General features: G+C 58.4%; 6 protein-coding genes and 4 pseudogenes. 2 read left to right on the top strand and 8 right to left on the bottom strand.

Annotated elements, in window-relative coordinates:
• Window positions 1-37: 37 nt before the first annotated feature.
• Window positions 38-1,021 carry a hypothetical protein gene (locus H8F24_RS17420; protein ID WP_197170363.1) on the bottom strand — a complete coding sequence of 328 codons (984 nt, stop codon included), beginning with the start codon at window positions 1,019-1,021 and terminating at the stop codon, window positions 38-40.
• Window positions 1,022-1,449: 428 nt separating this feature from the next.
• Here H8F24_RS17420 and H8F24_RS17425 point away from each other — a divergent pair, with 428 nt between their 5' ends.
• Window positions 1,450-2,538, top strand: coding sequence for a hypothetical protein (locus tag H8F24_RS17425; protein WP_197170364.1), 1,089 nt, complete (start codon window positions 1,450-1,452; stop codon window positions 2,536-2,538).
• A gap of 16 nt (window positions 2,539-2,554) precedes the next feature.
• Here the strand turns inward: H8F24_RS17425 and H8F24_RS17430 are convergent, their stop codons facing one another.
• The 6 genes and pseudogenes from H8F24_RS17430 to H8F24_RS17450 form a co-directional block, all read right to left on the bottom strand.
• Window positions 2,555-3,829: a VWA-like domain-containing protein gene (locus H8F24_RS17430; RefSeq protein WP_197170365.1), complete on the bottom strand. Its 1,275-nt coding sequence runs from the start codon at window positions 3,827-3,829 to the stop codon at window positions 2,555-2,557.
• Window positions 3,826-4,548 (bottom strand): ATPase, encoded by a 723-nt coding sequence (locus tag H8F24_RS17435; protein WP_231598358.1) that lies wholly within the window; start codon window positions 4,546-4,548, stop codon window positions 3,826-3,828. Before H8F24_RS17435 ends, H8F24_RS17430 begins: the two co-directional genes overlap by 4 nt.
• Before the next feature lie 3 nt (window positions 4,549-4,551).
• Window positions 4,552-5,073, bottom strand: a pseudogene (locus H8F24_RS20295) (AAA family ATPase); the annotation flags it as partial.
• A complete protein-coding gene (locus H8F24_RS17440) occupies window positions 4,958-8,470 on the bottom strand; it encodes a hypothetical protein (protein WP_197170367.1) in 3,513 nt (1,170 codons plus the stop codon). The gene H8F24_RS17440 and the pseudogene H8F24_RS20295, both read right to left, overlap by 116 nt.
• Window positions 8,471-8,521: 51 nt before the next feature.
• Window positions 8,522-9,526: a hypothetical protein gene (locus tag H8F24_RS17445; RefSeq protein WP_197170368.1), complete on the bottom strand. Its 1,005-nt coding sequence runs from the start codon at window positions 9,524-9,526 to the stop codon at window positions 8,522-8,524.
• A gap of 54 nt (window positions 9,527-9,580) precedes the next feature.
• Window positions 9,581-10,222 (bottom strand): annotated as a pseudogene (locus tag H8F24_RS17450) (helix-hairpin-helix domain-containing protein); the annotation flags it as partial.
• Between the two features lie 65 nt (window positions 10,223-10,287).
• Between H8F24_RS17450 and H8F24_RS17455 the strand changes: the two are divergent.
• Window positions 10,288-11,903 (top strand): annotated as a pseudogene (locus H8F24_RS17455) (IS3 family transposase).
• Window positions 11,904-11,942: 39 nt separating this feature from the next.
• Here H8F24_RS17455 and ligA read toward each other — a convergent pair.
• Window positions 11,943-13,337 (bottom strand): annotated as a pseudogene (ligA, locus tag H8F24_RS17460) (NAD-dependent DNA ligase LigA); the annotation flags it as partial.
• Window positions 13,338-13,343 lie beyond the last annotated feature (6 nt).

The raw sequence follows: 13,343 nt of genomic DNA on the forward strand, positions 1-13,343 counted from the left end.
GCCGATAAGATCTACATGGTGTTGCAGATTTACGAATCTACCTATGGGCTGCCTGGGCGGAGTCAGGATTAAGGACTAGGGCTTTAGGTAGCAGCTCATGCAGTTGATCGATGCTGAACTGGCCACCAAAAAGAAGCTCAGCCAGGTCTCTATCAAGCTCAGGATTCAGATAGTCTTGGTCAGCTTCGCTGCTGATGTCCCTATGGTGGCCAAATCCGGTTGGATCGATAACAGTAAGGACTCCTTCTCCAAATCCATCCACATCTAGATCAAATTCCCAGCCGGGGAGGTCTGGATCGACCTTGTCAATTTGCCAGTAGCCTTGGCCGCCTAAAGTTGAATTGTGTTCATAGTCCCAAGGAAGAGCAGTGAGGTCCATTTTGCCGGATTCTGAGAGCCCTAGTGCAATAAGGATCTTCAGCAGTGTGGCCGAGTCATGGGGTTTCCATGAGTTACCAATCTCCAGATCAAAGAAGCAGTCTTCAACAATAGAGCAGAATTCCAAGGTGAAAGAGTACTCCTCTTGCTCTTTGTCGTCAGCATTAGACCAGAAGGCGTCATCTTGCGCATCTTGATCGTCGGATCCAATGGATTCATCAGAGCTGTCAGCTTCACTCGTGTCCTGGGCGACCGCGATGAAGATGTGCCTGGTGAGACGTTGATGCCATTCCATGCGAAACGCCAGAGGTGAACTCTCACGCAGTTCGTCAGCGATGGAATGCACCAACTGATCACGTCCGCGCTGGGGGGCATTCACACCCAGTTCAACGAGAAGTTTCAACAAGGCTGCACTCTCACAACGTTCCCACCAGGGATCAACGCCGAGATCAAACAGGTCCATCTTTGGGTTCTTGATCACCGCTTCCGGATGATCCACAGCCAACTCCCAAAGCAGTTCCTCATCGACATTGGGGTTGGCCGCTATCAAGGGCCTGAGGATCTTGGTCTTTGCCAGCTGCCGCAGTCTCGCTGGGCTGGTATCGGGACTGCGGGCTTCTGTCGCTTCGTCGTTTGGGTCCACGGCAAACGGAGATTGAACAATCTAGCCTAAGGCTATGTGGTGTATAAGGAGAGAAGAATAGTAATTTTAAAGTCGCCGCGCGACCTCGTCAACCTCTGATGCTCAGAATGTTCACCTCCATTGCCCAAGGCTGCATGCGGATTTTAGCTTTGGCCTGGTCACGATCCGGTAAGGCGACCTCGCCGCTCCGAGTGTAGGAGCGATTGTTCTGATCAATCCGGTGCACTGTGGCATGCAGCATGGGGATTGGCATTGGAGTGTGTTGAGTCTCGTCGGCATTAATGATGCATCCGATGTCGTCCAGAGTGGGATCGGGTTCGAGGAAGAACGGACATTCCTTGCAGTGGGGAGTTACAACCTGCTAAGCCGGATAATGCGGCCAGCATTGATCTCGCCTAGTCTATGCGAGAGAATGACAGGTATGCTCCATGGCAGAATCTTCCATTGATCTGCTGGCCTTGAATCGCGAGATCCTGCTCAATCCCAAAACGGCTGCCTGCAATCATCTGGTCGCCCTGCTTGAACTGGAGAAACCAGGCTTGGAGTTTTTGTGCCCAATGGCAAAGGCAATTTACCTTCTAGAAACCAACAGGAGTCATCTGGTTAATCCTACTGAAGCCCTTTTGGGCTGCTTACTCGTTGACTACACGTTCTCAGGGGTACCTGGCACTGATGAATACGCCTCAGTTACAGAGCAAGTCCATCATGTGATTGAAACCAGATTCGCCGGTCGTGATATCGTTCTCGGATTTGAGTCGACTGGTGGCATGCTTCATTATTCCAGCTACTGGAGTGACTATCTCCGCACTGTCTGGGCGAAGAAGTGGAACCTGGATCGAATCTCAAGACCACACGAGTTTATTGAGAATATATTCTGCATTCTAGGCGACGACGCTCGCCAAGCGACGCCAAGTGCCTATCCGTCAGATAAAGGAGAATTTCTGGGTAGCGTAAGCTATGTAATGACAAATATTAATGGCATAGACATCCAAGGCCCGGAGTATACAAATTCTGGTTGTGATGATGAGTGGGCAGGTCTCTCGGACAAATACAGCCAAAGGTATCCGGGTACTCGATGTGACTCCGATGGGCAGATGTGCTGGCTCCACTACCTGGAAGAACGAGATGCCAAGAGACTTGGGATTTTGAGCGATGGCAACGAGGCAATCGGAGAAAATGATGACTATCCCGAATGGGTATCGAAAAAAGTCTCAGTAAAGGAACTCGAAGAAACATGGATTAGTCCTGATGAGCTACAGAGTAGCTACATGCGTGGCAATCTCGCCTTTGAAGAATCGACTATTGCCTGGTTGGCAATAGGCTGTGGTGAGGACTGGTATCCCGGGCGGCTCGAAGATGATGATCAGGGTCATAACAAGGAAGAAGACGGCGGGATCTTCGATCCCATGAGTCGACCTTTAATCGAAGTTGAAATTGAGAAAGAAGCAAAAGTGTTGCCAGATGAGCTGCTCACTCTTGCCCCATATCTTATCAAGCTACATCAAATGCTGAATTAGTTCTGTGCCTGCTGGACTATTGGTGGATTCGAACAACCTCCCCCCAGGGAAACTCATCATTCTCCAGCCCCCCCGGCACCACCACCCAAAGGGTAGGCAGCTCTGGCTCCTGCTTGGGAAAATCACCGAAGCCATCCGTAAGATACACGCAGACGGCCCGTTTCTCACGGCTCCAGGTCTTCTGAACTTGCTTGAAGAACGGCCGGAAGTCGGTTCCGCCACCGCCTTCCGGTGCAGGCAGCTCACTGTCCTCCATCAGTTCATAGGGTCCATAGCAGCTGGCATCCGCGTACCAGAGCCAACAACGAAGCATCGGATAGGCCGAGAGGATGCCCCTCAGTTCGCCGAGAAACAGGCTGAGTTCTTCCTGGCCAACCGAACCGCTGGTGTCGATGCAACAGAACACCTCGACGCTTTCGCCCTCAAGGTGGTCGAGATACAGTCCCTGATGGATGAAGCGGCGGTCAAAACCGGCATAGTCGTTGGGGGTGTGCACCAGATAGCGCCACAACTGGCTGCGCCAGTCCAACTGCGGATCGGCGATTTCATCCAGATGTCGCTGCAGGGCCGCCGGCAGATCCCCCTTGCCCTGGCTGCGCAGCAACACCTGTGCCTGTTGGATCGCCTGTTTCCAATGCGCCTCCAGCTCCTGCCGATCCGCCGGATCCCTCCCTGACTGCTGTTCGGCTGAGGACTCACGTCCCTGTTTGTGGTGGTCCGCTGATTTGTCCTGCCCCGAATGGGCTGGCCTGCTCCGGCCTCTCTGACGACGGTGTGTTGGACTTCCCCCAGCAGGCTCGGATGTAGTCATCGGAGCTGCCAGCAAATCAGCCAGGGGTAATTGTGGCCGTTTGCGCTTCTGGCGCTTCTGGAGAAGCTCATAGATCTCCTCCACACTGTGATGCTCCAGGCGTACATCACGAATCGCGCCTTCAGGCAGTTGCAGTGAGCCCTCCGCCGCAATCATGCCATTGACGACCAGATCTGCTGCGATGTTGAACTGTTCGTGATCACGCATCCCTCGACGCAAGGGGTGCAACAAGGCCGCATGCAGCAGCTCATGCAAAAACAACCCATCGCGTTGGTTGGCAGGTAAGGCTGCGTAGGCCTGGGGATGGAACCACAGGGTGCGGCCATCGGTAGCCGCCAGGGCCACCGATTCGCTGAAGCGCACCTCCGCGAACATTGCCAGAGCCGCGAAAAATGGCGAGTGCATGCGCAGCCGCAGTCGCGTGGCGCTGACCAGTCTCTCCAGCTCAGAGATAGACGCCCCATTCGCGGTGGCAGTCATCGGCCCAGCAGTTCGCGGTAGTCCTTGAGGAAGGCCTGCAGAGCAGGCTCATCCGCCACCATCTTGGCCAGCACACCGACCTGATTCGTGCGGCGCATCTGAGCGACCAGGTCACTGGCAAACAGCTGCACCCATTCAGCTGTGGCCTTGGCCACCAGCCACTGGAAGGCCGCCAGGCCTTGCTCGGCAGTGGAAGCGCGCATGGTCAGGCCGATCGCGGTAGCCCAGCGCCCAGACGGTTCCTCAGGAAATTTGAGGCGTGCCCCCTTGCCGGTGAGAACCTTATCGAGATCGGGCAGCCTTGTATACACCTTGAGGTAGGCCCGGAACTCCGAAGCCGCCGCCTCACCGATGGCCGGATCCACATCCAGGCCGCCTTGATGCAAACAACTGGCCATCTCCCAGCTGCGTGGTGACGGCCAGGCTGGCTCCTTGGGATTGAGCTTATGCAGCAGGGTCGGGCGGAACGCCAGGAAGGCCAGCACCTGTTCATGCAGCCGGCGCTCCAGCGCATAGGCCTTGAAGCTGTCGAAATCGACGCCAACGCTGAGATGGAGGAAGCGATTGGCCAGGGGGGAGGGCATCTCGAACACCGAGGCGCGATCCTCCTTGCGATTACCCGCTGCCCAGATGAACCAGCCCTCCGGCACCCGGTAACTGCCCACCTGGCGATCGAGGATCAGCTGCTGGGCCACACCCTGCATCGCAGGGGGTGCCATGTTTAGCTCATCGAGGAACAGGATACCTTTTCCGGAGCGCGGCAAAAATTCTGGGGGGAACCAAGTGGACGTACCCAGGCTTTCGCCATCCGCCGGCGGAACGGCCACGGGCAGCCCTCTCAGGTCTGTTGGGGCCAGCTGACTGAGGCGTACATCGATGAAGTCCAGCCCAGCAGCCTCTGCCACCTGCGCCACGATGCTGGATTTGCCGATTCCTGGAGGGCCCCAGATCATCGTGCTGATCCTGATGTTGCCCACCACCAGCTGGTCGAGGTAACGGAGTAGCTGGGAGGGTTTGAGTGTCATGGATGACGGGGTAGTGAGAATGCTGTTACCAGTGCTCCTCCGCTCCTTACGGATGTGACACGAGCAGTTAACAGCAGAGGCAGGAGGGGACTTGCAGGGCCACTCATGAAGGCGTCTCGCTGCAACGCTGCATGGCTGCTTGCGCCACATGCTGATTGGCATCCTGCAAGAGAGCCTTTCGCTGCCGCGGCGGAGTAGCCGGGTGAGAAGCCACGGCATGGCGTTCGCGCCAGTCCAGGCTGGTGGCACAGCGTCGGAGCAACGGAGGAGGGCAGTGACGGCTGCGCAGTGCCAACCGCCGGGCACGAGAAGAGGGCTTAGTGGAGCGCAGTAAAGCCAGGGCCGCGGTCTCGTAGCTGCTGGGATCGGTGATGGTGCTGAGCGCAGGACTAGTCGCCGCAACCTCCGCGACAGTGCGCTTGCTGAAGGGGCCGTAGTCAGACGTCTTTTCTTGATCAACAAGCAACTGAATCAGCAGTGACAAGGGGCAATGGGGGTGACGAGACACCATGGCTCTCAGGTCTGGATTTTGATCGCTGGCGTGTTCAGCTAGCCACCCCACGGGATAGTGAGGACTCGAGACGACGGCAAGGGTGTCGCCCGAAATCCCCTGCTGTTTAAGTGTCTGATGAAGATCCGTGGTGCAGGCGGGATTGCTGGCGACGGACTCTCGAAGCTCCCTGTCTGGATCCTTGACCAATTTCTGCAGCACGGTTACCGGTGTCCCGGGATGCGATGCTGCCAGCTGGCGCAAGGCGCTCAGATCTGGATTTGAATCAGTTGGAAGCTGGGCCATCCAGCTGAGCAACTCGGGGGAATAGGGACGAGCTCTGAATGGTGCAAATCTACTTCCCCAGTCAAGCCCACGGACAAATATCCTGAGCTCCTCCGAATCCAAGGAATTCAGAATCTCTTGCATCAAGGATGGGGACCAGCAGAGGATCTCCGTGGCATGGTGGAACAGCTTCTCCCGTGCAAGACGCTTGAGCAGACCACGGGCGGCTTCCTCCGGTAGATTTGGATTGCGTAATGGTGATCGGCCCTGCAATGCCCTAAACGTGGACACACGGCAGCTCGGGTTCTGAACGGCAGCCTTGCTCAGAAGGTTATTTGGATCAGCTGAGAGCTTTTCCAGGATAGGTGCTGGGCATGGACGTAGCAAAGCCAAAGCAAAGCGCACCTCCTCCCGTGGATCACTCGCCAAGGCCTCCATCTGCGCGTCATTGAGAACGCCGAAGCATGCCGCTACCAGACGTTGATTAACGTTGCGACTGGAGATCAGCTTTTTGGTTTCCTTAGCCGAGAGGACGCCGGGCCAAACTTCCACAGGTGTCTTCAGATACTCGTTCCGATAGCCATCGACAAACACCTGGCCGGCATGATCAGCCACCAACTGAATCAACCAGGACCGAAGTCCATCGGAGATACCATCCTGGCCCAAGGATTTCCCAGTGATTCTCAAGTGATTGAGTCCATGATCGCTACCATCAATAAATGTATAGCCATCTGCAGCCTTATTTAGGGCGTAGCCAGGAAAGTAGCCTTTAACGATCTCGTGTCGCTCATCTTTGCGATCGTCGAGTGCCTGGCCGAGATGGCGCCGCAAGTCAATAGAGATACCGGGATGCAATAGAAGCTTCAACAATTCGATCGTATGGAGTAGCCTCACGTCAGCAGGGTCGTAAAAGCCCATCACGAAGAAGGCCATTTCATGGGGCTCCAGTTCGGCCCATGTTTCTTTCTCGAGTTCGGCTTGGGAACAGCGCAACAACTCCGTCCTGGTCTGTTGGTGATGGGACGCCGCGGTACTGGCAACAAGATCAGCCAGGTTTCCCTGTTCATTATCTGGCAGCGGGCAGACCAGGATGTCACTGAGCGCGTCGTAGCGCACCAGTTGATCAAGGGCCTCTTGGGGGACCTGACGGTTCATCAGCAGCCGTAGCTGCTCGCGCTCGCTGAGGTGGCTCAGTTGCCAGCAGAAATACGCAGCTGGCAGATTCCCTGCCTCCAGGATCGTGCGGTGCTGCTTGCGCAGCAGTGATGCCACAAGATCGGGCTGCTGATCAAGCCAGTCGGCAAAGCGCGGGTGGCGCACGCAGCCAACAGGATCAGCGGTAGCCAATGCCGCGAGCTGCTCCATCCAGCCTCCAGCCGTGAGTGCCGATACAGAGCGACGTGGCTGTAGAGCCGCATGGCGGATGAATGGCAGCCCATCGCCCTGTAGTTTCGCCAGTGCCGTGGCCGGAGCGAGAGGGGAGCTGGCCACCGCCAGGCGTTCCATCCAGTGCCAGCTCCAGGCCGCTGCCTGCATCAGTTCGTCGCTGGCCCAGCCCTTCTGGATCATTCGAAGGCGCAGTGTCGATGGCTCGAGCCGCCAGCTGGCCCAGAGCGACGCATTGAGCAGGATGCGCAGGCTATCCAGAGGATCGGGCTCGCTGGCCAGCAGGTCGAGGCAGGCAAGCAACACGTCCTTCTTGCGCTGATCCGTCTGGAGCTGCAATCGGCCCATCTCCATCAACTGCCAGGTTTCACCACCGACATAGGCAGGGTTGTCTTGCACATAGCGCTGAACTGTCTTGGCACCCCAGCCAGACCAATGCATCAGTTGCTGCAACACCGAGACTGGTGTCATTGGGTTGCAAGCCAAGGGATAGATGATCTCCTTGCTGGTGGACTGAGCAAGCTCCTCAAAGACCTCGGCAGGTGTATGAAGGCAACTCGCCACCTCTGATTGTGGACCACTGTTGCGGTGTCGGGACAGCCGCTCGTAGATTTCAGCCGGCAGCAACGTGTCGGTATCTACGCGAATACCGCGCTTCACCAGCTGCGTCTTCGCCAGGGAGAGCAACTGATCCGCCACAGGGGACGCATCCAGAAATGCGCTCTGATGTCCCCAGTGACGCCTGAACATCAGATCAAACAGCTCTTCATCATTCACAAAAACTGGTGACAGGGAAAGCAGCACATCATCGATTCTTTCTGCTTGTAGGGCTCCTGGCAATGAATACTCGACCTCACTCGGAGATTGCAGTGCCTCCCAGACTGGCTGGAGCATTTCCGAGCCATAATCAAGCTTGTTCGTCTGCGATTCGAGAAACTTCAGATCCGCAGCAGAGAGGGTATCACCGGCTTCATAGAGCGCGCGAATCAGGGCATGCTCTCGAAAAGGATGCTTCGAAAGGGGCAGTAGAGCGGTGTAGCTGAGCAGCAACTTGTCATAATAGTCTTCAGGATATCGCCGCTTTACATCCAGCCAGAGACCCTCTACCTGCGCCAGCGGGTAGATCTGATCCTCATCGATGTAGTCATCCTTTCCCATCAACCCATCACCACTCAGCAGGAGCAGCGTCCAGATCGAATTGTTGGCCACCCCGCCTGGGTGGTGGCTTGCCAGCTCCCATAGGCGATCAATGTCAGTGCTTGGATCTGCGGACTCTGTGGCTCTCTTTTGATCGAACGAGGGGGCCGCAGCGGCGAAGCTGGCCGAATGAAACTCCTGACTCAGCTGCATGACCATCTCGGTATAGAGCTGATTCAGTCGCTGTCGAGAGTCCGCGGCGACAAGGTCGATGGCTTCAATGGCCTGCCGCCAGTGACAGAGTTGATTGGGTTCCATGGAATGCGTGGATAAGTCCTCGAAAAACTTGCGCGCAGCCTTTGCTGAGAACTATTGGGCTTGGACTGGATCTGCCTCGCCTCCGCAACTCTGCTTCTCGATGGTGATCACCTGCTGCAGCAACATGGTCAGCTCAGCGGAGGAGAGGAGGTCGGTTTCAAGGATGGATCCAACCATGTCTGGGTGTTCTTTCAGCGTGGGATTCAGGAATTCATATTCCTTGTCTGGTGCTTCGACATCAACCACATGCGTCTCACCCTCCGGGTCTTCAATCTGGATGGTTCCGGATCCATCGATGCTCAGATCTGCATCTACTTGCCAGCCATCCAACTGAGGACTGATGCACTTGATTTCCCAGTATCCGTAGTCTCCCAGGGACGAGGACTGTTCTTCCCAGCCATGATTCATCAGAGTGTTGAGAAGTTCTTCGCTGGTGTTACAATTAATCAGTTCTTCAAGGACGCTGAGTGGATCGTCTATGTTGTCAGGAGGGCATAGCATCCATAGGCCATCTTCGGCAATGCAGGAGAAGTCAATGGAGACATCTTGCTGCTTCACGTCGTTGTGGTTTGGCCCCACGTCCTCCCCCGGGACCCGCTCTCCGCTCTCCGCTTCGTCTTCTTCACCCGAGCTATCCTGCCATTCAATCGTGATCTCCTGAAAGAAGCTCATGTGCTGCTCCATATTCATCTCGAGTGGGTCCGTTCTGGCTAAGAGGCCCCCGAGTTCATCAAATAAGTCCAGACGCGCCTGTGATGGTGCAGTGGGTCCCAAGGCCGCCAACAGACGCAGCAAGCTCAGGGGCTCCGTGTCTTTCCACCAACTTTCGGTGCTCATCAGCAAAAGCTGAAAACGAGGGTTTGCCTTCACCTCATTGGGATATTCAGCGGCCAGACTCAGCAGCAACCGTTCATCGCTGGCGGGATTCGCTGCAATAGCTTGCCTGATTCGGGACCGTTCATCTTCACCTTCCCATTGACTGAGTGCCTTCAAGTGTTCGGGGTCTGTTTGAGGGTCGCTGGCTTCGATGAGTGCTTTCTCAATGGGCTTTGGCATGGATTCAGTGTGAGTGGTTTCAGAAAAGGATGCCGCAATGGCTATTAATAGCGCTTATTCGCTGACTAAAGCTAGAAGTTCTGCCTCTGAGAGGACGGTGACACCCAGCTGTTCGGCCTTTGCCAGCTTGCTGCCGGCATCACTGCCCGCCACCACATAACTGGTCTTCTTGCTCACCGACCCACTCACCTTGCCGCCAGCGGCTTCGATTCGCTCCTGGGCTTCGCTGCGTTTGAGTGTCGGCAGGGTCCCCGTGAGCACGAAGGTCTTGCCCGCCAGGGGAGCGTCTCCGGTCTCTGTGGCGATGCTCGCCTCGCTGCCTGCAGGGGCCTCCAGGCAGAAGCCCAGGTCCTGCAGGTCATGCAGCAGATCCTGGTTGGTGGGATTGCTGAACCATTCGCTGAGTGCTTCGGCGATCTCGCTGCCGATGCCGAAGGTCGCAAGGAGCGCCTCGGAGTCGTTGAGAGCCGCATGGGCCAACTGGGCGGCAGACGGGAATCCAGCGGCCAGGGCTTTGGCGTTCACCGGGCCGATGTTGCGGATCCCGAGAGCAAACAGCAGCCGATGCCAGGGTTGCTGACGTGACCCATCCAGGGCCTTCACCAACTTGGCCGCCGAGCGTTTACCCATTCCCTCCAGCGACGCCAGGGTGGATTCCTCCAGCCTGTAGAGGTCGGTGACCTTGCTGACGAGGCCCCCCCGGTTTCAGGAAAGATGTCACCCCTCTCATCCGTACATCCGGGGGCTTGAGGACATGACCAATGCGTCGTTACAGCGAGGCCGTCAAGGCTGATGTGAGAAGGCGGATGAGCCCGCCGCACAGGCAGAGCGTGGCCCGGATTTCAGAAGAGCTGGGCATCCACGTGATCACCCTCTACAAATGGAGGAAGACGTGGCGGTTGCAGGGAGAGGTGGTGCCGGCATCTCAGAAGGAACCAGATGGCTGGAGTGCTGCCGACAAGTTCACGGTGGTGCTGGAGACGGCCGGGTTGAACGCCACTGAGCTCAGTGCCTATTGCCGCGAGCGGGGGCTCTTTCCTGAGCAGGTGAGCCGCTGGCGTCAGACCGCTCAGGATGCCAACGCCAAGCCGGTGCTGACGATGGCCGAGCAAAAGGAGCTCGAAAGGCTCCGTGCCCAGGACCAGCGAGAGATCAAAGCACTCAAGAAGGAGCTGCAGCGCAAGGAGAAGGCCCTGGCGGAGGCGGCGGCCTTGCTGGTGCTGCGAAAAAAGTGGGATGCCTTCTGCTCGGAGGACGCGGAAGGTTGACCAGCGCCGCGCACCGGCGGAAGGTGATCGAGCTGATCGGCGAGGCGCATGCGGCTGGAGCCGGCCTGGTGAGCGCATGCGGTGAGATCGGCATCTGCCTGCGTACCCTCAAACGATGGCGGAAGGCCTTTCTGGGTGATGGGGACGGCGAGGACCGCCGTAAAGGAAGTCCTCGCCTGGTCGTTCACCGGCTGACGGAGGAGGAGCGCCAGCGGATCCTGCTGACGTGCAACCAACCGGAGTACGCCTCGCTTCCGCCCGGGCAGATCGTGCCAGCGCTGGCGGATCAGGGCCTCTATATCGCCTCCGAGAGCAGTTTCTACCGGGTGTTGCACCAGGCAGGGCAGTGTCACCGACGTGGGCGGGCCCGGTTGCCGCAGGAACCGCGCTCCGTGCCGCGCCTCAGGGCGGATGGCCCAAACCGGGTTTGGAGCTGGGACATCACCTATCTGCCGACCACAGTCCGGGGTGTGTGGCTTTACCTCTACCTAGTGGTCGACGTCTGGAGCCGCAAGGTGGTGGCCTGGGATATGGCTGAGGTGGAATCGGCTGAGATCGCGGCGGATCTGGTGCAGCGAGCCTGTCTCAAGGAGCGTTACCGCCGCCCAAGGGGATGTGGCGCCAACCAGTCCACCCCCCTGCCGCTGATCCTCCATGCCGACAACGGCAATGCCATGCGCGCCGCCACACTCGAGGCGCGGCTGGAGGAGTTGGGTGTCCTGCGGTCGTTCTCTCGGCCCAGGGTTTCGAATGACAATCCCTTCTCGGAAGCCTTGTTCCGCACGTTCAAGTACCGGCCCGACTACCCCAGTCGGCCGTTTACCAGCAAAGAAGAGGCGTGTGAGTGGGTGTCGGCGTTTGTCGACTGGTACAACCATCAACACCGCCACAGCGGCATCAAATTCGTGACGCCTCACCAGCGTCACAGCGGTGCCGCGAAGGCAATTTGCCAGCAGCGAGCCAATGTCTACGAGAAGGCCCGTCAGGCCCATCCAAGACGCTGGAGCCGAAGCACCCGCTGCTGGCGTCAACCCGAAGAAGTGTGGATCAACAAGCCACCAGAGGAACCCGATCCGATCCTCGCGCTACCCTTAACCGAGGCCGTCTAAATGGCAGCCAAGGAGTGACACCTTCCCTGAAAGTTACCGGCCCTGCTCCACCAGTAGCGCAATCGTGCGTGTGCCCAGGCCATCGACATCCATGGCTGCCCGGCTCACCCACTGACGCAGCGCGCCCTTGAGTTGGGCCGGGCAGGCGTTGTTCACGCAGCGAGTGGCGGCTTCCTCAGCGGCCTGCACCAGCTCGGAGCGACAAGCAGGGCAGTGATCCGGCAATTGAACGGCAGCGGCTCCCTTGGGGCGCAGCTCAGGCAGCACCCGCACCACCTCCGGAATGATCTCCCCGGCCTTGCGCACCACGATCGTGTCGCCTTCCCGCAGGTCCAGCTCGGCGATGCGGCCTGCGTTGTGCAGGGTGGCCCGGCTCACGGTGGTACCGGCCAGGGGGACAGGTTCAAACTCCGCGACGGGAGTGACCACGCCGGTACGGCCCACCTGGGCGACGACCCGCAGCAGGCGGCTGGGAGCTTCTTCCGGTGCGTACTTGAAGGCCACCGCCCACCGCGGCGCCTTGGCGTTGAAGCCGGCACGTTGCTGCAGATCCAGAGCATCCAGCTTCACCACCACCCCATCGGTGGCATAGGGCAGGCCATGGCGCTGCTGCTCCCATTCGTTGGCGAAGTCCCGGGCGGCGCTCAGGTCTGGGCAGAGGCGGGCGTTGGGATTGACCCGGAAGCCCGCCTGCTGGAGCCACTGCAGCGACTCCCACTGGCTGGCCGGTGACCCGTGGCTGCCCTCAGGCAGGTGCAGGGTGTAGGCGAAGAAATCCAGCCGCCGTGCGGCCACCACCCTGGAATCCAGCTGGCGCAGGGTGCCGGCGCAGGCGTTGCGGGGATTGGCGAACAGGGGTTCTTCATTGGCCTGCCGCTCTGCGTTGATGCGGGCGAAGGTGTCATTGGGGATGAAGGTCTCGCCCCGCACCTCCACCCATTCGGGAGGATCATCGAGCTGCAGGCGCAGGGGCACGGTCTGGATCGTGCGCACGTTGGTGGTGATCTCCTCTCCGCTGGATCCATCACCACGGGTTGCGGCGCGCACCAGGACGCCATGCTCGTAGGTGAGAGCGAGGGCATTGCCGTCGATCTTGAGCTCGCAGACCATCGGCAGGTTCGTGTCTTCCTCCAACTCCAGCTCGCGCAGCAGACGCCGGTACCAGCGTTCGATCTCCTCGGCGTTGAAGGCGTTGTCGAGGCTGAGCATCGGGATGCGGTGCTCCACCGTGCTGAAGCCATCGCTGGGGGCCCCGCCCACCCGCTGGCTGGGACTGTCGGGGGTGATCAGCTCCGGGTATTGCTCCTCCAGCTCCAGCAGCTCGCGATAGAGGCGGTCATAGACCGCGTCTTCCATCAGCGGGGCGTCGAGCACGTAGTAGGCGTGGGCTGCGTCATGGAGCAGCTTGCGCAGTTCGATCAGACGTTGGGTCATTGGTGC

It is taken from the genome of Synechococcus sp. CBW1002 (assembly GCF_015840915.1).
In the GTDB taxonomy this organism is placed as follows: domain Bacteria; phylum Cyanobacteriota; class Cyanobacteriia; order PCC-6307; family Cyanobiaceae; genus CBW1002.

What these genes read in the sequence shown, in the direction of transcription:
- H8F24_RS17435 (WP_231598358.1), bottom strand. Translation starts at nt 4,548, where the DNA reads ATGGCACCCCCTGCGATGCAGGGTGTGGCCCAGCAGCTGATCCTCGAT.
- H8F24_RS17430 (WP_197170365.1), bottom strand. Translation starts at nt 3,829, where the DNA reads ATGACTGCCACCGCGAATGGGGCGTCTATCTCTGAGCTGGAGAGACTG.
- H8F24_RS17425 (WP_197170364.1), top strand. Translation starts at nt 1,450, where the DNA reads ATGGCAGAATCTTCCATTGATCTGCTGGCCTTGAATCGCGAGATCCTG.
- H8F24_RS17440 (WP_197170367.1), bottom strand. Translation starts at nt 8,470, where the DNA reads ATGGAACCCAATCAACTCTGTCACTGGCGGCAGGCCATTGAAGCCATC.
- H8F24_RS17445 (WP_197170368.1), bottom strand. Translation starts at nt 9,526, where the DNA reads ATGCCAAAGCCCATTGAGAAAGCACTCATCGAAGCCAGCGACCCTCAA.